This window comes from Chitinivorax sp. PXF-14, from assembly GCF_040812015.1.
Taxonomy (GTDB): Bacteria; Pseudomonadota; Gammaproteobacteria; order Burkholderiales; family SCOH01; genus JBFNXJ01.
Genome location: NZ_JBFNXJ010000010.1, coordinates 124,634 through 148,453, shown reverse-complemented (window position 1 = coordinate 148,453; position 23,820 = coordinate 124,634). Strand labels below are relative to the sequence as shown.

General features: G+C 63.2%; 20 protein-coding genes. 8 read left to right on the top strand and 12 right to left on the bottom strand.

Annotated features, from left to right (window positions below; translation table 11 throughout):
* Window positions 1–7: 7 nt before the first annotated feature.
* The 4 genes from mrdA to ABWL39_RS13425 form a co-directional block, all read right to left on the bottom strand.
* The gene (gene mrdA, locus ABWL39_RS13440) at window positions 8–1,903 is read right to left on the bottom strand and encodes a penicillin-binding protein 2 (protein ID WP_367791943.1); all 1,896 of its coding nucleotides are present in this window, start codon (window positions 1,901–1,903) and stop codon (window positions 8–10) included.
* Window positions 1,881–2,414 carry a rod shape-determining protein MreD gene (gene mreD, locus ABWL39_RS13435; RefSeq protein WP_367791941.1) on the bottom strand — a complete coding sequence of 178 codons (534 nt, stop codon included), beginning with the start codon at window positions 2,412–2,414 and terminating at the stop codon, window positions 1,881–1,883. The genes mrdA and mreD overlap by 23 nt, the downstream gene beginning before the upstream one ends.
* Complete coding sequence (gene mreC / locus ABWL39_RS13430) at window positions 2,414–3,319, bottom strand: rod shape-determining protein MreC (protein WP_367791938.1); 906 nt, start codon at window positions 3,317–3,319, stop codon at window positions 2,414–2,416. The genes mreD and mreC overlap by 1 nt, the downstream gene beginning before the upstream one ends.
* A 78-nt stretch (window positions 3,320–3,397) precedes the next feature.
* Entirely contained in the window at window positions 3,398–4,441 is a 1,044-nt protein-coding gene (locus ABWL39_RS13425) for a rod shape-determining protein (protein ID WP_367791936.1), read from the bottom strand.
* Window positions 4,442–4,711: 270 nt separating this feature from the next.
* On the opposite strand from ABWL39_RS13425, the gene gatC reads away from it, so the two are divergent.
* The 5 genes from gatC (at window position 4,712) to gatB (ending at window position 9,354) form a co-directional block, all read left to right on the top strand.
* Complete coding sequence (gene gatC, locus ABWL39_RS13420) at window positions 4,712–4,999, top strand: Asp-tRNA(Asn)/Glu-tRNA(Gln) amidotransferase subunit GatC (protein WP_367791933.1); 288 nt, start codon at window positions 4,712–4,714, stop codon at window positions 4,997–4,999.
* Between the two features lie 63 nt (window positions 5,000–5,062).
* On the top strand, window positions 5,063–6,514 hold the full coding sequence (gene gatA, locus ABWL39_RS13415; protein ID WP_367791930.1) for an Asp-tRNA(Asn)/Glu-tRNA(Gln) amidotransferase subunit GatA: 1,452 nt from the start codon (window positions 5,063–5,065) through the stop codon (window positions 6,512–6,514).
* 160 nt (window positions 6,515–6,674) lie between these two features.
* Entirely contained in the window at window positions 6,675–7,280 is a 606-nt protein-coding gene (locus ABWL39_RS13410) for a GNAT family N-acetyltransferase (RefSeq protein ID WP_367791927.1), read from the top strand.
* Window positions 7,277–7,903, top strand: coding sequence for a homoserine/homoserine lactone efflux protein (gene rhtB, locus ABWL39_RS13405; RefSeq protein WP_367791924.1), 627 nt, complete (start codon window positions 7,277–7,279; stop codon window positions 7,901–7,903). Before ABWL39_RS13410 ends, rhtB begins: the two co-directional genes overlap by 4 nt.
* 23 nt (window positions 7,904–7,926) lie before the next feature.
* On the top strand, window positions 7,927–9,354 hold the full coding sequence (gene gatB / locus ABWL39_RS13400; RefSeq protein ID WP_367791921.1) for an Asp-tRNA(Asn)/Glu-tRNA(Gln) amidotransferase subunit GatB: 1,428 nt from the start codon (window positions 7,927–7,929) through the stop codon (window positions 9,352–9,354).
* An 88-nt stretch (window positions 9,355–9,442) separates the two neighbouring features.
* Here gatB and ABWL39_RS13395 read toward each other — a convergent pair whose 3' ends face one another.
* Both ABWL39_RS13395 and ABWL39_RS13390 read right to left on the bottom strand, forming a co-directional pair.
* Entirely contained in the window at window positions 9,443–10,336 is an 894-nt protein-coding gene (locus ABWL39_RS13395; protein WP_367791918.1) for a TonB family protein, read from the bottom strand.
* Between the two features lie 63 nt (window positions 10,337–10,399).
* Window positions 10,400–12,385, bottom strand: coding sequence for a ribonuclease catalytic domain-containing protein (locus ABWL39_RS13390; RefSeq protein ID WP_367791915.1), 1,986 nt, complete (start codon window positions 12,383–12,385; stop codon window positions 10,400–10,402).
* Between the two features lie 141 nt (window positions 12,386–12,526).
* On the opposite strand from ABWL39_RS13390, the gene ABWL39_RS13385 reads away from it, so the two are divergent.
* A complete protein-coding gene (locus ABWL39_RS13385; protein ID WP_367791912.1) occupies window positions 12,527–12,949 on the top strand; it encodes an acyl-CoA thioesterase in 423 nt (140 codons plus the stop codon).
* Here ABWL39_RS13385 and ABWL39_RS13380 read toward each other — a convergent pair.
* The 4 genes from ABWL39_RS13380 to ABWL39_RS13365 form a co-directional block, all read right to left on the bottom strand.
* A complete protein-coding gene (locus ABWL39_RS13380; protein WP_367791908.1) occupies window positions 12,946–14,559 on the bottom strand; it encodes a tetratricopeptide repeat protein in 1,614 nt (537 codons plus the stop codon). The two genes, ABWL39_RS13385 and ABWL39_RS13380, sit on opposite strands and share 4 nt — an antisense overlap.
* A 26-nt stretch (window positions 14,560–14,585) precedes the next feature.
* Window positions 14,586–15,278, bottom strand: a complete 693-nt coding sequence (locus tag ABWL39_RS13375) for a sensor histidine kinase (protein ID WP_367791905.1) — start codon at window positions 15,276–15,278, stop codon at window positions 14,586–14,588.
* A gap of 89 nt (window positions 15,279–15,367) precedes the next feature.
* Window positions 15,368–15,931 carry a YqiA/YcfP family alpha/beta fold hydrolase gene (locus ABWL39_RS13370; RefSeq protein WP_367791902.1) on the bottom strand — a complete coding sequence of 188 codons (564 nt, stop codon included), beginning with the start codon at window positions 15,929–15,931 and terminating at the stop codon, window positions 15,368–15,370.
* Window positions 15,928–16,341, bottom strand: coding sequence for a FimV family protein (locus tag ABWL39_RS13365; protein ID WP_367791899.1), 414 nt, complete (start codon window positions 16,339–16,341; stop codon window positions 15,928–15,930). Before ABWL39_RS13365 ends, ABWL39_RS13370 begins: the two co-directional genes overlap by 4 nt.
* 215 nt (window positions 16,342–16,556) lie before the next feature.
* Here ABWL39_RS13365 and metH point away from each other — a divergent pair, with 215 nt between their 5' ends.
* Entirely contained in the window at window positions 16,557–20,261 is a 3,705-nt protein-coding gene (metH, locus tag ABWL39_RS13360) for a methionine synthase (protein WP_367791896.1), read from the top strand.
* A 10-nt stretch (window positions 20,262–20,271) separates the two neighbouring features.
* On the top strand, window positions 20,272–21,516 hold the full coding sequence (locus tag ABWL39_RS13355) for a TIGR03862 family flavoprotein (protein ID WP_367791893.1): 1,245 nt from the start codon (window positions 20,272–20,274) through the stop codon (window positions 21,514–21,516).
* 90 nt (window positions 21,517–21,606) lie between these two features.
* Here the strand turns inward: ABWL39_RS13355 and ABWL39_RS13350 are convergent, their stop codons facing one another.
* Window positions 21,607–22,164, bottom strand: a complete 558-nt coding sequence (locus ABWL39_RS13350) for a glycine zipper 2TM domain-containing protein (RefSeq protein WP_367791890.1) — start codon at window positions 22,162–22,164, stop codon at window positions 21,607–21,609.
* Between the two features lie 143 nt (window positions 22,165–22,307).
* On the bottom strand, window positions 22,308–23,741 hold the full coding sequence (gene cysN / locus ABWL39_RS13345) for a sulfate adenylyltransferase subunit CysN (RefSeq protein WP_367791887.1): 1,434 nt from the start codon (window positions 23,739–23,741) through the stop codon (window positions 22,308–22,310).
* Window positions 23,742–23,820 lie beyond the last annotated feature (79 nt).

Genomic DNA, 23,820 nt, shown 5'->3' with positions numbered 1-23,820 from the left:
AACATCCTCAATCGCCGTTGATTTCTGTCGATTCGGCGGCCGGCTGATCCGGCTTCTTGCCGGCCAGATAGTAGTCGAGCACCAGGCGCGCGATGGGTGCCGCCGCCTGGGCGCCGAAACCGCCGTTTTCCACCAGCACCGCGAGTGCGATCTTCGGTTTGTCCGCCGGTGCGAACACGATATACCAGGCGTGATCGCGCAGATGCTCCTTGGTGCCGTGGGCGCTGTACTTGGCGCCCTTGAGGCTGAACACCTGTGCCGTCCCGGTCTTGCCCGCGGCGAGATAGGGCGCGTTGCGGAACACCCCGGCGCCGGTTCCTTCGATGTTCACGCCGACCATCGCGCGCTTGATCACGTCGATGTTGCTCTGCTTGAGCGGCAACGTGGCAATCGGTTTGGGCTCGATCAGAGTACGCACTTCGTTCACGCTGTTCTCGATGAACTTGACCGTGTGCGGCTTGAACATCACGCCATCGTTGGCCAGCGTCGATACCGCGTGCGCCATCTGCATCGGCGTGTAGGCGTTGTAGCCCTGGCCGATGGCGACGCTCACCGTCTCACCCAGATACCACTTCTGCATTTCGGGTTTCTTGAAGCGCTTGCGCTTCCATTCCGGTGACGGCAGCACGCCGGTCTTTTCGCCGTCGATGTCGATGCCCGAGAGCTGGCCAAAGCCGAACGCCTTCATGAAGCGCGCGATGCTGTCGATGCCAAGATCGTTGGCCAACATGTAGTAGTAGGTGTCGCACGACACGACGATCGAGCGGTACATGTCCACATAGCCGTGGCCGCCCGGTTTGTCGTCACGGAAACGGTGGCCGCCGAAGTTGAAGAAGCCCGGATCGGCGATGGCCTGCTGCGGCGTGCGCTTGCCATATTCGAGGGCCGCCAGCGCCATGAAGGGCTTGAAGGTCGAGCCGGGAGGGTAGGTGCCTTGCAATGCCCGGTTGTTGAGCGGCTTGTCGGGCGACTCGTTGAGCTCCTTCCAGCTTTGCGGGTCGATGCCGTCGACGAAGAGATTGGGGTCGAAGCCTGGTTTGGAGACGAAGGCCAGCACGCCGCCGGTGTTAGGCTCGATCGCAACCAGCGCGCCGCGGCGGTCGCCAAACGCATTCTCGACGACCTTCTGCAGCTCGATATCGACGGACAGGATCAGGTTGTTGCCGGCAATCGGCGGCTTGACCCGCAGTGTGCGCACCGCGCGGCCGCCAGCATCGGTTTCCACCTCGGCATAGCCGGTGGTGCCGTGCAGCTCGTGCTCATAGCTTTGCTCCAGGCCCGTCTTGCCGATGTGGTCGGTACCCTTGTAGTTCGTCGTCTCGTCGCGCGCCTCGATGTCCGCCAGATCCTTGTCGTTGATGCGGCCGATGTAGCCGATCAGGTGCGACGCGATCTCGTTGAGCGGATAGTGACGGAACAGCCGGGCATTGATCTCGACGCCGGGGAAACGGTAGCGGTTGGCCGCGAACTTGGCCACTTCCTCGTCGCTGAGCCGGGTCTTGATCGGCAGGCTCTCGAAATTCTTGCTTTCCTCGAGCAGCTTCTTGAAGCGCTTGCGATCCTTGGGGGTGATGTCGATCAGCTTGGACAGGTCGTCGATCGTCTCTTCGAGCCCGCGTGTCTTGCTCGGCGTGATTTCCAGCGTGTAGGCCGAGAAGTTGTTGGCCAGCACCACGCCGTTGCGGTCGAGAATCAGGCCCCGGTTGGGGGTGACCGGTACGATGGAAATGCGGTTCGACTCGGCCAGTGTCTGGTAGTGGTCGTGCTGATTCACTTGCAGCCAGACGAAACGCGCCACCAGGCCGCCAAACGCCACCAGTACCACAAGGCTGGCGGTGAGCAGGCGGGTTTGAAAGCTGTACAGCTCGCGCGCGCTGTCTTTAAGGGCCGTTGGACGATTCATACCGCGTCTTGATGGCCTGGCGCTGGGGTGCCTGCAACAGTTCGGAGAGGAGTGGCCACAGCAGCGCGCCGGTGAGACTGGCGACGAAGTAGCCTAGGCCGATGAAGTTGGCGCCGCCCAGCAGGCGGGCAAAGACCATGATGAACTGGCCCAGCAGCAAGAGGCCGAAGATGTGCACCGACTGTTGCCACAGCGTCTGCATCAGCAGGCGACGCGAGATGAAGACAGCCAGATAGCTGATCAGCAGATAGGAAAGCGCATGCTGGCCGAACACGTTGGCGTCGGCGATATCCATGACCAGGCCAAAAAAGAACGCAAAGCTCATGCCGATCTTGCGCGGCTGATGCGTGCACCAGAACAGCAGCAGCAGCAGGACGAAGTCCGGCTGCACGGTGATGGCATGGCTGCCCCAGGGGATGAAGTTCAGCGTGAAGCCAATCAGGAAGGACAGCAGGATCCAGCCATTGCTGACCGGGCGCAGGATCTGCCGAGGCGTCATCGAAACCGGCATCAGTCGCTCCCTCTGCGGCGCTTCTTCTGTTTGTTCTCGGGCGTCGGCTCGGGCGCCGGCGCCGGCGGTAGCTCGCGTTTTTCCTGCAGGATCAGCAGGTAGCGGTGCTTGTCGACACTGCCGGACGGCTTGCAGACGATGCGGGCGAAATTCAGCACGCCGCTCTTGTCCACCAGCGTGACGGTGGCGACGGGCAGACCGGGCGGGTAAGTGCCGTCGATACCCGAGGTCACCAATGTGTCACCCACCTGGATGTCGGCGTTATAGGGCATGAAGCGGATTTCCAGCTGATTGGCCTCACCGGTGCCGAACACCACGGCGCGCAGGCCGTTGCGCTGGACTTGGACCGGGACCGGCTGTCCCTTGTCGGTCAGCAGCGTGACCTCGCTGAGCAGCTCGTGAACGCGTGTGACCTGCCCCAACACGCCGGAGTCGTCGATCACCGGCTGGCCGGCCTCGACGCTGTCGTGCGCGCCGCGGTTGACGATCACCTTGCGGGTGAACGGGTCGCGCCCGGCGTACAGTATCTCGGCAAACATGGTCTGGCCCGGCAGCTGATGCGCCGCGCCGAGCAGGCCACGCAGACGGTCGTTCTCCGTCTGCAGTTCGCGCATCCGCAGCAGCTGGGCGTTGGCCTCCAGCTGCTGGTTGTGCAGTTGCTCGTTCTCCATCAGCAGCTTGGCCTGGCTGGTGAGGAAGTCTGAGACCTTCTGGGTTGCCGTGATCGGCGCAGTCGCGACAACCTGTAGCGGGTAGAGCGCGATCGACACCTTATCCCGCACCACGTCGAGGATGCGGTAATGGCTGTCGACAACCAGAAGGGCGAGCGACACCAGACCGTAAAAGCCGAGCTTGGCTTTCGGACTGATCCCGCGAATGAAAAACGATGGCGCTTGATGTTCCATTGGCCGTCGCTGCTGCCTTGAATGTGGAATGCCCGCGCGGCCAGCAGGCCGGCGGGCTTATTGTATTGAAATGAACGCTTAGTCGTTGGTGAAGATGCTGCCGACCGTGTCCATCTTCTCCAGTGCCTTACCCGAGCCGCGCACCACGCAGGTCAGCGGGTCGTCCGCGACAATCACGGGCAACCCGGTTTCTTCCATCAGTAGGCGATCGATGTCGCGCAACAACGCGCCGCCACCGGTCAGTACCATGCCCTTTTCCGCGATGTCCGCACCCAGCTCCGGCGGGGTTTGTTCCAGTGCCTGTTTCACTGCCGAGACGATCTGGTTGAGCGGCTCGGTCAATGCCTCGAGGATTTCGTTGGACGAGATCGTGAACGAGCGTGGAATACCCTCGGCCAGATTGCGGCCCTTCACTTCCATCTCGCGCACCTCGGCGCCGGGGAAGGCCGAGCCGATGCGCTTCTTGATTTCTTCTGCGGTGGTTTCGCCGATCAGCATGCCGTAATTACGGCGAATGTAGTTGATGATCGATTCGTCGAACTTGTCGCCGCCGACACGCACCGAGCTGCTGTAAACGATGCCTCCCAGCGAGATCACGCCGACTTCGGTGGTGCCGCCGCCGATGTCCACTACCATCGAGCCGGTGGCTTCTTCGACCGGCAGGCCCGCGCCCATGGCCGCGGCCATCGGCTCCTCGATCAGCGCCACCTTGCGGGCACCGGCGCCGAGTGCCGATTCCTTGATCGCGCGACGTTCCACCTGGGTGGAGCCGCACGGCACGCAGATGACGATGCGCGGGCTGGGCGAGAACAGGCGCGACGGGCTGACCTTGCGGATGAATTGCTTGAGCATCTGCTCGGTGATGGTGAAGTCGGCGATCACGCCGTCCTTCATTGGGCGAATCGCCGAAATCGAGCCTGGTGTACGGCCCAGCATCTTCTTGGCCTCAAGGCCGACGGCGAGGATGTGTTTCTTGGCGCTCGGGCCGCCTTCCTGCAGGATGGATACGACGGATGGCTCGTCGAGCACGATGCCCTTGCTGAGAACGTAGATCAGGGTATTGGCCGTGCCAAGGTCAATGGCCAGGTCATTCGAGAAGTAACCGCTGAGGGAACGAAGCATGTGAGAATTTTCCGCTGAAATCTGATCGTGAGACTAAACAGGGCACCGAGGGCCATGGTCTGTGCTTGGGCTCGATGCCGGTCGAATTGTTCCAAAATGATGGTGACACTGGGTCCGCCAAGCCTGGATGAGTGTGCCGGTCTGCGCGTAGGCGTCTCTTGCGGCATCGGGGCGAGCGCTGGGCTCGTGGCGTGGCGGCGCTTGGGTCAATCAAACGGTGTATGATACCTTATTGGCATTGCACTATTAAAGCTGTCATAAGAGGAATTTATGTCCCTTTCCATCGATGACGTGAAGCGCATTGCCGTGCTGGCGCGCCTTCAGGTGAACGAGTCGGAGGCCGAGCAGGTGCTTGGCAAGTTGAATGGTATTTTCGGCCTGATCGAGGAGATGCAGGCCGTCGATACGACCGGGGTCGAACCCATGAGCCACGCACAGGATGTCTACCTGCGGCTGCGCGACGACCTGGTCACCGAAACCGACCGGCGCGAGGCCTTCCAAGCCGTGGCGCCGCAGGTCGAAACCGGCCTGTATCTGGTCCCGAAAGTCATCGAATAAGCGATTCCCGCTGGCGATCGAGACCGGTCGTCTGCCCCTGCGCCATCCATCACGTATTGCCAAATGATCGAATCCAGCCTGAAACAATTGTCGGCCGCACTCGCGGCCAAGCAGGTATCGAGCGTCGAGCTGACGCAAACCTATCTCGGCCGTATCGCGGCCCTCAATCCGCAGCTCAATGCCTTCATCACCATCGACGCCGAGCAGTCGCTGGCGCAGGCGCGCCAGGCGGACGCGCGCATTGCCGCGGGCCAGGCCGGGCCGCTGACGGGCATCCCGATTGCGCACAAGGATATTTTCTGCGCCAAGGGCTGGTTGACCACGGCTGGCTCGAAGATCCTGTCGAATTTCGTCTCTCCCTATGACGCGCATGTCATCGAACAATTCAATGTCGCTGGCAGCGTGATACTCGGCAAGGCGAACATGGACGAGTTCGCCATGGGCTCGACCAACGAGAACAGTGCCTACGGCGCGGCCAGGAACCCGTGGGACCTCGGCGCGGTGCCCGGCGGCAGCTCGGGCGGCTCGGCGGCTGCCGTGGCGGCCCGCCTGGCACCCGCTGCGACCGGCACCGACACCGGCGGCTCGATCCGCCAGCCGGCCGCGTTCTGCGGCATCACCGGCATCAAGCCGACCTACGGCCGCGTCTCGCGTTACGGCATGATCGCCTATGCGTCGAGCCTCGATCAGGGCGGCCCGATGGCCAGGACGGCGGAAGATTGTGCCTTGCTGCTCAACACCATGGCCGGTTTCGACTGCCGCGATTCGACCAGCCTGGAAAAGCCCGCCGAAGACTACACGCGCGAACTTGAACAACCACTGAACGGCCTGCGCATCGGCCTGCCCAAGGAATACTTCGGCGATGGCCTGGCAGGCGACGTAGCCAGCGCGATCGACGCCGCCGTGGCCGAGTACAGGAAGCTCGGTGCCGAAGTGGTCGAGGTCAGCCTGCCGCGCAGCCGCCTGGCCATCGCCTCCTACTACGTGATCGCGCCCGCCGAAGCATCGAGCAATCTGTCGCGCTTCGACGGCGTGCGCTATGGCCGCCGCGCCGCCGAGTATGGCGACCTCAAGGACATGTACATGAAGACGCGGGCCGAGGGATTCGGCACCGAGGTCAAGCGCCGCATCATGGTCGGCACCTATGTACTGTCGCATGGCTACTACGACGCCTATTACATCAAGGCCCAGCAGCTGCGCCGCCTGATCGCCCAGGATTTCCAGGAGGCGTTCAAGCAGTGCGACGTGATCATGGGGCCGGTAGCGCCGACCGTGGCATGGAATCTCGGCGAGAAGGCCGACGACCCGGTGGCGATGTATCTCGCCGACATTTACACGCTGGCGATCAACCTCGCCGGCCTGCCCGGCATGAGCGTGCCGGTGGGCTTCGGCGCCAATGCCCGGCCGGTGGGCATGCAGATCGTCGGCAACTATTTCGCGGAAGCGCGCATGCTCAATGTGGCACACCAGTTCCAAAAGGTGACAGACTGGCATGAGCGGAAGCCGGCCATCTGAGCTCGCAAAGGCTGCCTTCACCGCGCGACATCGAGGAGTGGTCGGCCAATGCGCTGCCTGCGCTCGATTGCAGGCTGGTCGACGGCTGGGTGCTGAGGCATAGCCAGGGCTACGCAAGCATGCCAACTCGGTGCTGCCCCTGTACACGGGCGTGCAGGAGATGGAATTGACCGTAGTCGCCTGCGAGGCGGTTTATCGGGACTGGGGATTGAGGCCGCTGTTCAAGCTGGCCGAGCAGGTGGCGCCGCCGCAGCTGGACCCGCTGTTGGCGGCGCGTGGGTATCGTGTGCTTGACCCGACGCTGGTGCAGGTCGCGGCTTTACCGGCCGAGTTCGGACTGTCGACCGAGGTGGCGGCCATGCCGGCGCTCGACGAAGACTGGTTGCGTGCGCGGCAGCGCCTGATGGGCGAGTCCGATGTTGAACTGGGCATCGTGCGCGACATGTTGTCGCGTCTGCCCGTGGCCAGCAGCGGTTTCGCATTGAGCGAGGCGGGGCAGGTCGTGGCGATCGGGCTGGCGGTGATCCAGCACGGCTGGGTGGGTTTGTTCGATGTCGTGACCGATCCTGCGCTGCGCCGCCGGGGGCTAGGTCGACGGGTGGTAGCTGCGATGTTGGGCTGGGCCGCGCAGCGCGGCGCACACCATGGCTACCTGCAGGTGGTGGTGGCGAATGCACCGGCCGTGGCCTTGTATCGTAGCTTTGGCTTCGACACCCATTATCGCTATTGGTACCGCGCCGCAGCGGACGGATCGGAGACAGCATGACGCAGCAAACCTGGATCGCCTTCTTCGTCGCGAGCTGGCTCATCAGCCTGTCGCCCGGCGCGGGCGCCATCAAGTCGATGAGCACGGGCATGCGCTACGGCTACCGCAAGGGCCTGTGGAATATCTTCGGCCTGCAGCTCGGTGTGATCTTCCTGATCGCGATCGTGGCGGCGGGCCTGGGGGCGGTGCTGGCGGCGAGCCAGCATGCGTTCATGGTGATCAAGTGGCTGGGCGTGGTCTATCTGGTCTGGCTCGGCATCCAGCAATGGCGCGCGGAGCCGCAGCCGATCGAGTTTCATGACGAGGGCGGGCATACGCCCCGGCAGCTGGTGGTGGAAGGGTTTCTGGTCAACGCCAGCAACCCCAAGGGGATCGTGTTCATGCTGGCCGTGTTGCCACAGTTCATCAACCCCCATGCGGCGCAGGCGCAGCAATACCTGATCTGCGCCGGCACACTGATGTTTACCGATGTGGTAGTGATGAGCGGCTACACGCTGCTGGCGAGCCGCGTGCTGAGCGCCCTGCGCGAGGCGCACCATATCAAATGGATGAACCGGACTTTCGGCAGCCTGTTCGTGGGTGCCGGGGCGCTGCTGGCGACGTTCAAGCGCAGCGCCGAATAATTGTTGCGAGAGAGAATACAGACATGAAGTGGGAAGTCGTCATCGGCCTGGAAGTGCATACCCAGCTATCGACCCAATCGAAGATCTTTTCGGGCGCCTCGACTGCCTTCGGCGCCGAGCCTAACCGCCAGGCCTGCGCGGTGGACATCGCGCTACCCGGCGTGCTGCCGGTGATGAACCGTGGCGCGGTCGAGCGCGCGATCAAGTTCGGCCTCGCCATCGGCGCGAAGATCAACCAGAAATCGATCTTCGCGCGCAAGAATTACTTCTACCCCGACCTGCCCAAGGGCTATCAGATCAGCCAGTTTGAGCTGCCGGTGATCGAGGGCGGCACGATCGCGATCCAGGTCGGCGAGCACGAGAAGGTGATCAATCTGACCCGTGCCCACCTCGAGGAAGATGCCGGCAAGAGCCTTCATGAAGACTTCCACGGCATGTCCGGCATCGACCTCAACCGCGCCGGCACGCCTCTGCTCGAGATCGTGTCCGAGCCCGAAATGCGCTCGTCGGCCGAAGCGGTTGCCTATGCCAAGGCGTTGCACAGCCTGGTGACCTGGCTCGGCATCTGCGACGGCAATATGCAGGAGGGCAGCTTCCGCGTCGATGCCAACGTCTCCGTCCGCCCCGAGGGGCAGAAGGAATTCGGCACGCGGCGCGAGATCAAGAACCTCAACAGCTTCAAGTTCCTGCAACAGGCGATCGACTACGAGGTGCAGTGGCAGATCGAGCAGATCGAGGACGGCAACAAGATCGTGCAGGCCACCGTGCTGTTCAACCCGGATACCGGCGAGACCCGCATGATGCGCACCAAGGAAGACGCGCACGACTATCGCTACTTCCCCGACCCGGACCTGCTGCCGCTGTATATCGACAACGACTGGATTACACGGGTCAAGGGCGAGATGCCCGAGCTGCCGGCTGCGATGAAGCAGCGCTTCGTCGAGCAATACGGCCTGACGGAATACGACGCACGCACGCTGACCGCGACCAAGGCGCTGGCGGCCTACTATGAAGCCACTGTGGCGGCTGGCGCCGATGCCAAGCTTGCAGCCAACTGGATCATGGGCGATGTGTCGGCGGCGCTGAACCGCGAGGAAAAGGACATCACCGAGAGCCCGGTGTCGAGCGAGCGCCTGGCTGGCCTGATCAAGCGCATCACCGACAGCACCATCAACAACAAGGGTGCCAAGGATGTGATGAAGGCGATGTGGGAGTCCGACAAGTCGGCCGACCTGCTGATCGACGAGCTCGACCTGAAGCAGGTCGACAGTGGTGCGATCGAAGCCATCGTCGATTCGGTGCTGGCGGCCAACCCGGCCATGGTCGAGGAATACCGCGGCGGTAAGGAGAAGGTGTTCGGCTCGCTCGTGGGGCAGGTGATGAAGGCCGGCAAGGGCAAGGCCAACCCGGCCCAAGTCAACGAACTGTTGAAGAAGAAGCTCCAGGGCTGATTGTCGGCAGTCGGCCACGCTGGCCGGTAAAGAAAAACCCGTCACCAAGGTGACGGGTTTTTTCATGGTTGCATGCCGTAGCCTGTGCCTAGTCACCACCGACCAGCTGATCGGCGGTGGTAAAGCTCCAGGTGCGCGTAATGCTGATGATGTCGCCCTGCTTGCGCAGCTCGGGCGGGAAGGTCGCATACGGTGCGGCCTGGAAGACGATACGCTTGGCCGCCTCATCGAGCACCTTGTGGCCTGAGCTGCGGTTGACCTCGACATTGGCGATGCTGCCGTCGGCACGAATCTCGACCGTCATCTGCAGTGAGCCGTAGATCTTGCGGCGCTTGGCTTCTTCCGGGAACAGGTTGGTGCCGATGCGCTCGATCTTCATGCGCCAGTCTTCGACATAGCGTGCCTGATAGGTCTCGCGTGCGCGCGCACCGATGAACATCTTGCGCGGCCGCTGCTGGTAGGAGTCCCAATCCTTGCTGATCTGGCCTTCGAGGCGGGCCATGGCCAGGCTCTTCTGTACCAGCTCCTGCGTATCCTGGCCTTCGCTTTGCTCCTGCTGCGGGCGCGTTTTCTGGTCGGGCTGAGGCATCGCCTGCTTGGAACGCATCTGCGTCATCAGCTTCTGCGCCTCGGTTTCGAGCTGGCGCTCTTTCTTGACGCTTTGTTCGAGCTGCTGCTCCTGCGCCATGTCGGCATCCTTCTGCAGCGGCAGCGGCGTTTTGATGCGGCGGTTCTCGTCGGTGTTGCCGCCGCCGTCGAGATTGGCCTGTGCCAGCACCTGCGGGTCGAGCGGTGCCGACTGGCTCTTGCTGTTCACCAGGATGATGTCGAGCGGCATGGTGCTGGACAGCTTTTTCAGCTCGGGGTAGACGAATTTTACCGACAGCAGCACGGCATGGGCCGCGATCGATACCCCCAGCGCGACTTTCAGGTAAAAGCCGGAGCGGTCGGGCCCTTCGGGCAGGCGAAGCGTATTCAGCACGGTAGCAAACAATCTAAAGACATTGTCCTAAACGAACGATTCTAGGCAAAAAGCGAGCGCTTGTCACACGCTCGCCTCGCCTTCCGTCGCCTGATCGGATGAGGCTGCCTCGGTGGGCGCTTCGATTTCGCCATCGCTGAGATCATCCGCATCGATGTGCGCGTGCTCGTCGTCGATTTCTTCCACCAGCGCCTCGGCTGGGGCGGCCTGCACCTGCTTGAACTTGCAGTCGAGCTCCAGGCTCAGGTAGTCGGGCTCGCCGATCAGCAGGTCCACGCGCGTACCGGGGCCGAGCTCCGGCATGGCCGCTACCTTGGTGGTCAGCGGCAGGCCGTTGAGGCGTACCGTCTGGCCGTCGCGCAGCACCGTGCCGCCCAGTTCGACGACGTTTTCCTGCTTGAGCCAGCGCAGGCACCAGTAGCGCTCCATGCGGTCCTGAAAGTCGAGGTAGGCGTTGTAGGTGGCGTCGAAGTCGCGCATCGCCTCGAACAGCACTGCGCTGCCCTTGGGGTAGACCGGCGGCTCGTCGCGCAGCACCGACACGATCTGGCGCTGGTTGATCAGGTCGACCGCGCGGCGCAGCGGCGAGCTGGACCAGGCGTATTGCGGCACGCCGAGCCCCTGGTGCGGTGCGGGGCTCGTGGTCATACGCACGCGGCCGTTCTGCTGAGCGCGGTAAATGCCAGGGACCTTCTTGGCGCCGAGCAATGCCCCCCACTCGCAATTGACGAAGATCATCATCTCCGACACCAGCTTGTCGATCGGCGCGCCGCGCTTGCGCGTGGTGATGCGGATGCGGTCGTCCTCGACGTGGAAGTTGTAATCGACCTGCGGCGGGCGGGTTGGGTCGTACTTGCCGCGGCGTTTCTCCAGCGCGCAGGCGAATTGCCACAGCAGGCGCAGTTCAGCCTTGAATGCGTAGTCGCCGTCGCTACCGTTGGCCAACGTCTCGTCGTTGAAGTGCGCTTCGAGCACGTCGTTGCGCAGGTTGGCGGCGATCTTGACCTGTTCGACGCGACTCTCGGTGGCGATGACCTCGAAGGCATCGTCGATTTCGATATACATTGATACCGCCGGGCAGGTCGTGCCTTCCTGCAGCGTGAAGTGGCCGACCACCTCGTCGGGCAGCATCGTGTACTTGTTGCCGGGGAAATAGACGGTCGACAGGCGGTTCATCACCAGCTGGTCGAGCGGTGTCTCCGGCAGGATGCCAAGGCTGGGCGCGGCGATATGGACGCCGATGCGCCAATGGCCGTTGTCCAGCCGCTTGACGGTGAATGCATCGTCGATCTCGGTTGTGCTCGAGTCGTCGAGGCTGAACGCTTCCGCATCAGCCAGCGTCAATTCGTCGGCGACCGGTGCCGGCGGGATATCGGGGAAGCCGATGCCCTTGGGGAAGTATTCGAGCAGGAACAGTTGCAGGTGGTAGTCGTGCGCGCTCGGCAGCGCGCCGCACTTTTCCATCAGACGCAAGGGCGACAGCTGCAGCTGCTGGCAGGCCTGATCGAGCGACTTGTATTCGAGACTGTTCTTGTCCGGCTTGTAGAGCAGCTGCATGACGAGCGGCTGGAAGCCATCGGGCAACTCGAAACGCGCCAGCTGCTCGGCCTGGCGGGCAATTTGCTCGGCCTGCAGACGTTTCTTCTCCATGCCAGCGAGCGCAGCCTTGAGCGATTCTTCCGGTGCTGCCTTGTAGCGGCCCTTACCCTTCTTGTAGAAGTACATCGGGGCCGAATGCAGGCGGATGGCCACGGCGGCGGCCTCGGTGGCGCTGGGCGCGTGGCCGAAATACTCTTCGGCCAGGGCGTCGAATGCGAATTCGTCGGGCCCGCAGCATTCCCATAGGAACTGGCTATCGATGTCGTCTGCGGCGGCCTCGGCCTGCGGCAGGAATTCGGCCAGTGCCTGGCGTTCGAACTTGAGCAGCACGTTGGCTGCCTTGATCTTCGAGCGCTTGCCGCTGACTGCCTCGACCTGGTAGGACGCTTCGGCTGCCTGCATCACGCTACCGACCTTGAAGCCGCCGTCTTCTTCGTAAAATACGTTCATCGAGCCCAACTGTTTGAACAAAAGCGGCAAATTATAGCCGACTTGGGCCGCGCGACGCTTGCGAAAGCCGATGGCGCACCGCAGCAAGGCGACGGTGAATTCGGTTACACTCGTTGCCGAGCCGAGACCCAGGACCTATCAATGACACACGCCAACCGTATCCCCGCCCATATCGCCCATATCACCATGCGCTGGGGGGATATGGATGCACTCGGGCATCTCAACAACACCTATTACTTCCGTTACATGGAGCAGGCCCGCCTCGACTGGCTCGACAGCCACGGCTGCGGCATCAACCCGCAAGCCACCGGCCCGGTGATCGCGCATATCAGCTGTGACTTCAAGAAAGAGATCGTGTACCCGGCTGTCGTCGAGGTCCACACTTTCGTTACCCATATCGGGCGCAGCAGCATGAAGATCGATCACGAGTTCCGCGTGCAGGGCGACACCGAGACGCTCTACGCCACCGGCCACGCCGTGCTGGTGTGGGTGGATTACGTGAATGGCGGCAGCGTGCCGGTGCCCGAGGCAATGCGCGCCGCCATACCAGGTGCTGCCACCTAACCCAGACTGGCCAGCTGGCTCGATAGCTGGGCATGGCGCTTGTCGCCCGGTGCCAGCTTGTTGGCCTGGCTCAGCGCGAGCCTGACCTCGCGCACCAGCGCTTCGTCATGCCCCTGCTTCTGCAGCGACATCAGCGCCACGTGGGCGAAATTGAACAGGACACGCACATTCGACGGCATGGCTGCGCGTGCATTGCGCATCCACTCGACGGCCTCGCCTAGCTTGCCCTCGCGCGCCAGCAACACGCCGGTATTCATCATGTCGACTGCTTCCTTGCGTGAGCTGGCGACCAGCCGCGCGCCCTCTTCCGCCATGCCCGCGCTGTCAAAGGCCTGTTGCACCTTGCCGACGAGGTCCTGGTCGTCGTGATTGTTGCGGACGACCGATTGCAGCAGCGACACGGCTGCGTCCTTGTTGCCGGTCGCCAGCAGCAGTTCCGCTGCCTCCAGACCAGCCTTGCCTGACGCCTTGCCTTCGCTGTTCTCCAGCAGCGTAACGACTTCCTGCGCGACCTGGCGGGCCTTGGCCTCGTCGTGGTTGTCGCGATAGACCATGCCTTCGGTCGCCTTGGCGCGCAGCCTCACCTCATCGCTGTCGAAATGCTTCTGCAGCACGCCCAGCGCCTTGACCGCGTCACCCGGCTGCTGCTTCTTGCTGCAGACGCGCGCATAGCCGAGATAGGCATCCGGCGTTTTCAGCACCGAGTGCTCGCCAACCACCATGCTCTTGCGGAAGGCCTTTTCCGCTGCCTCGACGTCGCCACGCAGCAGCGCGAGCTCGCCCAGGTTCTTCTGCCGCTCGGGTGAATTCGGCGAGAGCTTGGCGGCGCGCTCCAGCACCTGCGCTGCTTCCTGCACGTCGCCCTGCTTCTGCAGCGTGCGCGCGAGCCAGTCGTAGGCCTCTAGGTAGGCACGGTTCTCGTCGATGACCTGGCGCAACAGGCCGGCTGCCTGATCGTATTCGCCCGCCTGGAAATGTACCTTGGCCAAGCCGGTCCTGGCCCAGGGCAGGTCGCGCTGCGCCAGCACCTGCTCGTACAGCGCGCGCGCCCGGTCGGTGTCGCCGATGGTGAGCAGCAGCTGGCTCTTCAGCCGCATCAGTTCCGACGCATTGACCTTGTCGATGGCGATGCGCTGATCGCACTGGTGGATTGCCGCCAGGTAGTCCTTGGCGGAGAGCGCACGGTCGATTTCCTGGAAGGCGCGCTTCTTCACCCAGATCTTTTCGAGCCGCGTCTGCAGTTGTGCCGCCGTGATCGGCTTGAGCAGGTAGCCGTCCGGCTGGTATTCGACGGCGCCCATCACGGCTTCGGTGGTCTTTTCCGCTGTGATCATAATCCAGGCGCAGGCGGGGCCGATCAGATGGGTGATCTTGGCCTCTTCGAGCAGTTGCTGGCCGTTCTTACCATCACCGAGGTTGAAGTCGCACAGCACCACATCGTATTTGTGATTGCGCAGCAGACCGATCGCTTCGGTGCCGTGCATGGCGGTGTCGATGTGCTTCGCCTCAGCGTCGCGCAGCATGTCGCGCAGCATGCTGCGCATGCCATGGAAGTCATCGACGATCAGGAAGCGGAGGTCGGCAAAATTGGGCAATCCAGCGTGGGACATGCTTCAACCTCACACGGTTGGGGGGCTCAGGGCAGGGTCAGGACAAAACAGCCGCCGCCCAGGCTGCCGCCATTTTCGAGATGTACCGTGCCATGGCGGCCGCAGTTACGGTGCAGGCTGGCGATGACATGGGCGAAGTGCAGGCCGAGCCCGGTGCTGCCAGTGGCGAAATTGACGCCGCGCGCGAGTGCGTCGGGTGCGGCGAGAATCGCGGCGGGGTAGCCCTTGCCGTTGTCCTCGACGCGTATTTCGATATCGTCGCCGGACTGGCGCACGATCAGGGCGATGCGGTCATGCGTATAGTTGGCCGCGTTGTTCATGGCCTGGTTGATGGCGCCGGCGACCAGGTCTTCGTCGAAGTGCCAGACGAGCTCCTCGGGGACATCGATCGTCAGGGTGATCGACTTCGATGCAAACAGCGCCTCGTTCTGCGCCACCACGTCGGCAACGAAACCCGACATCTCGTGCGGGGCGGCATCGAATGGGTAGAGCTCATTGCCGAGCTTGTAGAGCGTGAGCAGCTGGATCAGGTTGCCGTTGACGCGCTGGACCTCGTACAGCATCTGCGCCATCTGCGAATATCCGTCGAAGGTCTGCGGTGACAGATCACCGAGAAACTTCTCCAGCATGCCGCTGAGCAGGCTCAGCGAATTCTTCATGTCATGGATGGACGATGCCATGAACACCGAGACATCGACCTGTACTTGATTGTCTGCCATACCTCGCCACTCCATCCGCGGCTCATGCACTTACATGATGGTTTTCTTATGAATAGTGCAAGGGCCAGGTTTCATGCAAGATCAATCGCTTAGGTGTGGGCGAAGGCGTCAATCGCGGGAATGAATGCCTCAAACCCTTGAAAGCTGTGGTCGCCGTCGTCGATGACGGTTTGCCGAGCGCCCGCGAGCTTTTCCACGCCCAGACGATAGTCGAGCACCTCATCCCCGGTCTGGCTGAGCAGCCAGTAGCGCTCGGGATGCGTGATGTGCGGCACGTCGATCGCCTTCAGTTCGTCGATGTGGCACGGTGCCAGCGTGAAGGCCTCGTCGGTGTAGGGGCTGACCTGCGGGCCCAGGTAGCGGGCGAGATCGTCGTAGGGGCGGATGGCCGGGTTGACCAGCACGGCCCTGCAGGCGAATTTTTCTGCCAGCCAGAGCGCGTAGTAGCCGCCGAGCGAGCTGCCGATCAGGCAGAGAGGCGCCGCCAGCGTGGCGAGCCAGCCCTCGAGCTGTTGGATGGCCTGGCCCGGGTAGGGCGGCAGCTTGGGGCAGGCGTATTCGTGTTCCCGCGCCTGCTGGCGCATGTAGTCACGAAACTGCATGGCCTTGTACGAGCCGGGCCCGGACATGAAGCCATGCAGGTAGACGATCATGCGTGCTGTTCGATGGCGTGCGGCTGGTACAGCGGGTTGGCCGGGTCGAGCTTGCGCCCGCGCTTGGCGACTTTTTCCCAGGCGAGCAGGTTCGATTCGATCAGCTGCGGATAGACATCGCGGGCCAGCAATTCGAATTCGATGCGCATGTTCTGCTTGGCCAGTACCTTGAGCATCAGCAGCTTGGCATCGAGATTGCCTGGGTGCTTGTCGATTTCGACCTTGAGCAGCTTGCCGGCCTCGGCATAGCGTTGGTAGTGGAGCAGGATCTCGGCCTCGGCCACCAGATCGAGTTTGCTCATGGCGCCATAGTGATCGCCCTGTCCCCGACGCTTGCGGTAGAGCAGCCCGACAATCAGCAGCAGGCAAAGCGTGGCAGCCAGCCAGGGCCATTGGCCGTACAGTTCCATGATCGATCTCCAATAGGCCTTCTTTGCTAAAAGCATGGTACACGGGCCCCCCCCTGTCAATTGCCGCTTATCGGCGCCCGGCGCGGAGTTGAGCGGTATCGAAACGATATTGTCCGACTGGTTGGCGGGCGCCGGGCCGCGATCGCGGCAGGGACGTGCCGCCACATGCTAAAATCATCGGCTTTCATCCATTTGCAACACTCGAGCCCGCCGCCATGCCCGTGAACCGCACTGTTGAACTGAAACACCTGCTTGCCGACCGCATCCTGATCCTCGATGGTGGCATGGGCACGATGATCCAGCGCTACAGGCTGGACGAGGCGGCCTACCGCGGCGAGCGCTTCAAGGACTGGCCCTCCGACCTCAAGGGCAACAACGATCTGCTGGTGCTGACGCAGCCCAAGATCATCGCCGAGATCCACCAGGCCTATCTCGATGCGGGCGCGGACATCATCGAAACCAACTCCTTCAACGGTACATCGGTCGCAATGGCCGATTACGACATGGAGGAACTGGTCTACGAGCTGAATTTCGAATCGGCGAAGCTGGTGAAGCAGCTGTGCGAGGCGGAAACAGCAAAGAATCCATCGAAGCCGCGCTTCTGCGCCGGCGTGCTTGGGCCGACCAACCGCACCTGCTCGATCAGCCCCGATGTCAACGACCCCGGCTTCCGCAACATCAGCTTCGATGAGCTGGTGACGGCCTACACCGAAGCGATTCGCGGCCTGGTCGATGGCGGCGCCGACCTGCTGCTGGTCGAGACAATTTTCGACACCTTGAACGCCAAGGCGGCCGTGTTCGCGATCAAGCAGTATTTCGACGATCACGGTATCGAGCTGCCGATCATGATCTCGGGCACAATTACCGACCAATCGGGCCGCACGCTGACGGGCCAGACGACCGAAGCCTTCTACAACTCGCTGTCGCACGCCGAGCCGCTGTCGATGGGCCTGAACTGCGCGCTGGGGCCGGATCTGCTGCGCCCTTACGTTGAGGAAATCGCGCGCGTTTCCAGCGCTTTTGTGTCGGTTCACGCCAACGCGGGCCTGCCGAACGCCTTCGGCGGCTATGACCTGACGCCACAGGATATGGCGGTGCAGGTGAAGGAATGGGCCGAGTCCGGCTTCGTCAACATCGTCGGCGGCTGCTGCGGCACCACGCCGGACCACATCCGCGCGATGGCCGACACGCTGGCGATGATCTCGCCGCGCCAGCTGCCGGCAATCGAGCACAAGGCGCGCCTGTCCGGCCTGGAGCCGTTCAATATCGGCGATGGCGACCTGTTCGTGAACGTCGGCGAGCGTACCAACGTGACGGGCTCGCGTGCGTTTGCCAAGCTGATCCTGGCTGGTGACTACCCGGCTGCGCTCGAAGTGGCGCGGCAGCAGGTCGAGAACGGCGCACAGGTGATCGACATCAATATGGATGAGGGCATGCTCGACGCCCACAAGGCCATGGTGACGTTCCTGAACCTGATCGCCGCCGAGCCGGATATTTCGCGCGTGCCGATCATGATCGACAGCTCGAAGTGGAGCGTGATCGAAGCCGGCCTCAAGTGCGTGCAGGGCAAGGGCATCGTCAACTCGATCTCGCTCAAGGAAGGCAAGGACGCCTTCGTGCATCAAGCCAGGCTGGTGCGCCGCTACGGCGCGGCGGTGATCGTGATGGCCTTCGACGAGACGGGCCAGGCCGACACCTACGAGCGCAAGACCGAGATCTGCAAGCGCTCTTACGACATCCTCGTCAACGAAGTCGGCTTCCCACCGGAAGACATCATCTTCGACCCGAACGTGTTCGCGATCGCCACCGGCATCGAGGAGCACGCGCTGTACGGCCTCGACTTCATCCGCGCGACGGGCTGGATCAAGCAGAACCTGCCGCACGCGAAGATTTCGGGCGGTGTGTCGAACGTGAGCTTCTCGTTCCGTGGCAACAACAAGGTGCGCGAGGCGATCCACGCGGTGTTCCTGTACCACGCGATCAAGCAGGGCATGACGATGGGTATCGTCAACGCCGGCGCGCTCGAAGTGTACGAGGAAGTGCCGGAAGAGCTGCGCGAGCGCATCGAGGATGTGGTGCTGAACCGCACGCCAAAGGATGGTAGCGATGCGACCGAACACTTGATCGCATTGGCCGAGAAGTTCAAGGGCGATGCGACGCAAGCTCAAGGTGAGGATCTGACTTGGCGATCGGGCACGCTGCAGGAGCGCATCACGCATGCCTTGGTGAAAGGCATCACGACCTATATCGTCGAGGATACCGAAGAGGCGCGCCTGTCCGTGCCGCGGCCGATCAATGTGATCGAAGGCCCGCTGATGAACGGCATGAACCATGTCGGCGACCTGTTCGGCTCGGGCAAGATGTTCCTGCCGCAGGTGGTGAAGTCGGCGCGCGTGATGAAGGCGGCCGTGGCGCATCTGGAGCCGTTCATCGAGGAAGAGAAGATCCGCCTCGGGCTAAAGGATGCGCCGGCCAAGGGCCGCATCGTGATGGCAACAGTGAAGGGCGATGTGCACGACATCGGCAAGAATATCGTCGGAGTGGTCCTGCGTTGCAACAACTACCAGGTGTTCGACCTCGGCGTCATGGTGCCGGCACAGAAGATTCTCGATGCGGCGCGCGAGCATAACGCCGACATCATCGGCCTCTCCGGCCTGATCACGCCGTCGCTCGAAGAAATGGCGCATATGGCGAAGGAGATGGAGCGGCAGGGTTTCGACATCCCGCTGCTGATCGGCGGCGCGACGACCTCGAAGGTGCACACGGCAGTGAAGATTGCGCCGAACTATCAAGGCCCGGCGGTCTATGTGCCGGATGCGTCGCGTGCCGTTGGCGTGTGCGCCAACCTGTTGTCGGACGAGTTGAAGCCCGAGTTCGTGAAGAAGGTTGCGGCCGAGTACGAAAACATCCGCACCATCCACGCCAACCGCGAGAAGGCGCCGCTGCTGCCGCTGAACAAGGCGCGCGACAATGCGTTCAAGGTTGATTGGGCGAACTACACGCCGCCGAAGCCGAAGCAGCTCGGCACGATCAAGTTCGAAAACTATCCGCTGGCCGAAATTGCCGACTACATCGACTGGAGCCCGTTCTTCAATGCCTGGGAGCTGTTCGGCAAATACCCGCGCATCCTGCAGGACGAGATCGTCGGCGAGACGGCGCGCAACCTGTTCGCCGACGCGCAGAAGATGCTGAAGCAGATCATCGACGAGAAGTGGCTCACGGCGAACGGCGTGGTTGGGCTGTTCCCGGCCAATTCGGTGCATGGTGAAGACATCGAAGTCTACGACCCGGCGACCGGTGCCAGGCTGATGACCTGGCACACGTTGCGCCAGCAGAACGCCAAGGCCGAGGGTAAGCCGAACTGGTGTCTGGCCGACTTTGTCGCACCGAAATCGTCGGTCAAGCAGGATTACCTCGGCGCCTTCGCCGTCACCGCGGGCTTGGGCATCGAGCCGCACGTGGCGCGCTTCGAGGCCGCCAACGACGATTACAGCGCGATCATGTGCAAGGCGCTGGCTGACCGTTTCGCCGAGGCGTTCGCCGAGCTGATGCACGCCAAGGTGCGCACCGAGCTGTGGGGCTATGTCGGCGATGAAACATTGAGCAATGACGAGCTGATCGACGAGAAATACGTCGGCATCCGCCCGGCGCCGGGCTACCCGGCCTGCCCGGACCATACGGCGAAGAGCGATCTATTCCGCCTGCTCGACGCCAACAGCATCGGCATGACGCTGACCGAAGGTTACGCGATGCTGCCGACGGCGGCCGTCAGCGGCTTCTATTTCAGCCACCCGCAGAGCCAGTACTTTGCGGTCGGCAAGGTCGACAAGGATCAGGTCGAGGCGTATGCCGAGCGGCGCGAGGTCAGCTTGGCGCAGGCCGAGCGCGATCTGGCGCCCAACCTTGGCTACAACGCCTGATTTGCGCACGATGAGCGGCGACTCCACTCCCCGTCCGCACGCCGTCGTCATCGGCGCCGGGCCGGCCGGCCTGATGGCGGCCGAGGTGCTGAGCCAGGGCGGGGTAGCGGTCGAGGTGTACGACGCCATGCCGTCTGTCGGGCGCAAGTTCCTGATGGCTGGTGTCGGCGGCATGAACATCACGCATGCCGAGCCGCAGGCGCCGTTCATCGGCCGCTATGGCGAGCGTGCGCCGCAACTGGCACCCTTGCTCGAGCGCTTTTCTGCCGAACGGCTGCGCGCGTGGATCCACGCGCTCGGCATCGAGACCTTCGTCGGCTCATCGGGCCGCGTGTTCCCGACCGAGATGAAGGCGGCGCCGCTGCTGCGCGCCTGGCTGCACCGGCTGCGGACGGCTGGCGTGAGTATCCATGTGCGGCACCGCTGGCTGGGCTGGGCCGACGACGGTGCGCTGCGTTTCGCCGCCGGCAAAGGCGAATCGACTGTCCATGCCGATGTGACGGTGCTCGCGCTCGGCGGCGGCAGCTGGCGGCAGTTGGGCTCCGACGGTGGCTGGGTGCCGCTGCTCGCGGCGCGCGGCGTCGACATCGCACCGCTCATGCCCGCCAACTGCGGCTTCGATGTGGGCTGGAGCCCCTTCTTTTGCGACAAGTTCGCCGGCGCGCCGCTCAAGAATGTTGCGCTTGCCTTACCCGACCTGGCCGGTGAGCGTCGCTACCGCCAGGGTGAATTCGTGGTGACCGCAACCGGTATCGAGGGCAGCCTGGTCTACGCCTTTTCCGCGGCACTGCGCGACCGCATCGCGGCCGAAGGCTCGGCCACGATCGAGCTCGACCTGCTGCCGGCCTGGGATGCCGCGCGCGTGCTGGCCGAAGTCGCTCATCCGCGAGGCTCGCGCTCGCTGGCGAGCCACTTGCAGAGCCGGCTCGGGCTGACTGGTGTGAAGGTCGGGCTGCTGCGCGAATGTGTGTCGAAAGAGGATTTTGCCCACCCCGAGCGCCTGGCGGCCGCGATCAAGGCGCTGCCCGTCACGCTGCGCGCCACCCGGCCGCTCGACGAGGCCATCAGCAGCGCCGGCGGTGTGCGCTTCGAGGCGCTCGATGCCGGGCTGATGCTCAACGCGCTGCCGGGCACATTCTGCGCCGGTGAAATGCTGGACTGGGAGGCGCCGACAGGTGGCTACTTGCTGACAGCCTGTTTCGCAACCGGCCGGGCGGCTGGCGAGGGCGCGCTGACCTGGCTCGTGCGGCGCTGAAAAGCAATACCGGCGCGGCTCCCGCCGCCTCGGGAAGGCGCGCCGGTATTGGCGTGCAGGCCATCACCGCGGTGGGCGGGGGCCTCGATCTTACTTCTGGACGACCTCGGCCTCGTTCTTGCTGAGTACCAGCTGGCCATCCTTGACCGGAATGCGGCTGCCCGGGTCGTGATCCATGTGGATGGTGTCGATCTGCCCGTCGAGCTTGTACTTCACGTTGTAGCCGACGACCTTCTCGCTGCTTTCATCGACGGTCTTGCAGCGCTTCTCGCTGGTCGAGTAGGTGTCGTTGTGCTGCATGTTCTTTTGCACCTGGTTGCCGGCGTAGCCGCCTGCCGCCGCACCGACGACGGTAGCGACATCATTGCCGCGGCCGTTGCCGACCTGGTGGCCGAGCACGCCACCGAGCACGCCGCCGAGCACGGTGCCGGCGATGCGGTTCTCATCCTTGACCGGCTTCCTGTGCGTCACGTTGACGTTGCGGCACTGTTCGGTCGGTGTCTTGACGGTTTCCTTGACCGGGGAAACGGCCAGGACATCGGCAAACTTGGGTTCGGCCTGCTTCATCACCGCGTAGCCGGCGACCGAGCCGCCCGCGAGGACCACGCCTGCGCCCACCAGGGCGCCAATCATGGCTGACTTGTTCATGCTGTTCTCCTTCCTGTCGAAATCGGGACAGGGTTGTGTTGGTATGGGGCCTATTATCCGTAATCAAACTGAATTGTTTCTGAACGCCCAAAAGCCAACGCCCGCGCGGTTGTCCGGGCGGGCGTCGGTGCGGCGGGACAGGCTTACAGCCGTTTGGCGATATCCTTTGCCTCCCAGTGCGGGAAGTACCTGCGTACCAGGGCATTGAGCTCGACTTCGAACGCGCGCAGGCGGGCGAGCTCATCGAGGTCGGCCGATGCGGCGGTGGCTGTCGCGGCGGCGCTGATCATGCCGGCACCCGCCGTGGCATTGGAAAGGCGGTCGATCACGATGAGGCTGCCGGTGCCACGGCTCTCGCGGTAGGAGTCGAACACCACCGGCGCGTTGACGTTGATGCGGCACAGGCCGATCTCGTTGAGCGCGAGCTGTTCGGCATCGGACTCGGCCAGCGAGTTGACGTCGACGCGATGCAGGATGCGCTCGATACGCCCGAATACCTGCTTGCCGGCGAGCTTGAAGGCGTATTCCTTGCCGACCTGCAGCGGGGTTTCGTTCATCCACACGATATGAGCGTCGAAGGCATTCGACACATTGGGCTGCGTCTCGTTGGCCTTGACGATCATGTCGCCGCGCGACACGTCGATTTCGTCTTCGAGCGTCAGCGTCACGGCCTGGCCGACAAAGGCGCGCGGCAGCTCGCCATCGGCGGTGACCACGGCGCGGACCTTGCTCGACTTGCCCGAGGGCAGCGCCACCACGGTATCGCCCGGGTGGATTTCACCGGCGGCGACGGTGCCGCAGAAGCCGCGGAAATCGAGGTTCGGGCGGTTGACGTACTGCACCGGCAGGCGGAAGGCGTTCAGGTGCACGTCCTGGTCGACTTCGACCGTTTCGAGCAGCGACATCAGCGTCGGGCCCTGATACCACGGCGCCTGCGTCGACGCATTGACGACGTTATCGCCGCGCAGCGCCGAGATCGGCACGAAATGGATGTCGGGGATGGCGAGCTGCTCGGCGAACTGCAGGTACTCGGCGCGGATGGCGTTGTAGATGTCTTCGCTGAAGTCGACCAGATCCATCTTGTTGATCGCGACGATCACGTGCTTGATGCCGAGCAGGCTGACGATGTAGCTGTGGCGGCGCGTCTGCGTCTGCACGCCACGGCGCGCGTCGATCAGGATGATGGCGAGGTTGCTGGTCGAGGCGCCGGTCGCCATATTGCGCGTGTACTGCTCGTGGCCCGGGCAGTCGGCGATGATGAACTTGCGGCGGTCGGTCGAGAAGTAGCGGTAGGCCACGTCGATCGTGATGCCCTGCTCGCGCTCGGCCTGCAGGCCGTCCACCAGCAAGGCCAGGTCGATTTCTTCGTCGGTGGTGTTGTACTTCTGCGAGTCGCGCTGGATCGCGGCGAGCTGGTCTTCGAAGATCAGCTTCGAGTCGTGCAGCATGCGGCCGATCAGTGTCGACTTGCCGTCGTCCACGTTGCCGCAGGTGATGAAGCGCAGCAGATCCTTGTTCTCGTGCTGCTTCAGGTACGCCAGGATGTCGTTGGCGATCAGGTCGGATTGGTGTGCCATGTGTCTTTGGTCCGGCTGGGGTGCCCGGATGGGGGCGCTAGGCTTGCTTCCGGGCATTGCTCACTTGTTTGCTTGCGAA

Coding starts and splice junctions, on each gene's coding strand:
- ABWL39_RS13385 (WP_367791912.1), top strand. CDS start 12,527: ATGACACACGCCAACCGTATCCCCGCCCATATCGCCCATATCACCATG.
- ABWL39_RS13365 (WP_367791899.1), bottom strand. CDS start 16,341: ATGGAACTGTACGGCCAATGGCCCTGGCTGGCTGCCACGCTTTGCCTG.
- ABWL39_RS13370 (WP_367791902.1), bottom strand. CDS start 15,931: ATGATCGTCTACCTGCATGGCTTCATGTCCGGGCCCGGCTCGTACAAG.
- ABWL39_RS13390 (WP_367791915.1), bottom strand. CDS start 12,385: ATGAACGTATTTTACGAAGAAGACGGCGGCTTCAAGGTCGGTAGCGTG.
- metH (WP_367791896.1), top strand. CDS start 16,557: ATGCCCGTGAACCGCACTGTTGAACTGAAACACCTGCTTGCCGACCGC.
- gatB (WP_367791921.1), top strand. CDS start 7,927: ATGAAGTGGGAAGTCGTCATCGGCCTGGAAGTGCATACCCAGCTATCG.
- gatA (WP_367791930.1), top strand. CDS start 5,063: ATGATCGAATCCAGCCTGAAACAATTGTCGGCCGCACTCGCGGCCAAG.
- ABWL39_RS13425 (WP_367791936.1), bottom strand. CDS start 4,441: ATGCTTCGTTCCCTCAGCGGTTACTTCTCGAATGACCTGGCCATTGAC.
- gatC (WP_367791933.1), top strand. CDS start 4,712: ATGTCCCTTTCCATCGATGACGTGAAGCGCATTGCCGTGCTGGCGCGC.
- mrdA (WP_367791943.1), bottom strand. CDS start 1,903: ATGAATCGTCCAACGGCCCTTAAAGACAGCGCGCGCGAGCTGTACAGC.
- ABWL39_RS13350 (WP_367791890.1), bottom strand. CDS start 22,164: ATGAACAAGTCAGCCATGATTGGCGCCCTGGTGGGCGCAGGCGTGGTC.
- cysN (WP_367791887.1), bottom strand. CDS start 23,741: ATGGCACACCAATCCGACCTGATCGCCAACGACATCCTGGCGTACCTG.
- rhtB (WP_367791924.1), top strand. CDS start 7,277: ATGACGCAGCAAACCTGGATCGCCTTCTTCGTCGCGAGCTGGCTCATC.
- ABWL39_RS13375 (WP_367791905.1), bottom strand. CDS start 15,278: ATGGCAGACAATCAAGTACAGGTCGATGTCTCGGTGTTCATGGCATCG.
- ABWL39_RS13380 (WP_367791908.1), bottom strand. CDS start 14,559: ATGTCCCACGCTGGATTGCCCAATTTTGCCGACCTCCGCTTCCTGATC.
- mreD (WP_367791941.1), bottom strand. CDS start 2,414: ATGCCGGTTTCGATGACGCCTCGGCAGATCCTGCGCCCGGTCAGCAAT.
- ABWL39_RS13410 (WP_367791927.1), top strand. CDS start 6,675: ATGGAATTGACCGTAGTCGCCTGCGAGGCGGTTTATCGGGACTGGGGA.
- ABWL39_RS13355 (WP_367791893.1), top strand. CDS start 20,272: ATGAGCGGCGACTCCACTCCCCGTCCGCACGCCGTCGTCATCGGCGCC.
- mreC (WP_367791938.1), bottom strand. CDS start 3,319: ATGGAACATCAAGCGCCATCGTTTTTCATTCGCGGGATCAGTCCGAAA.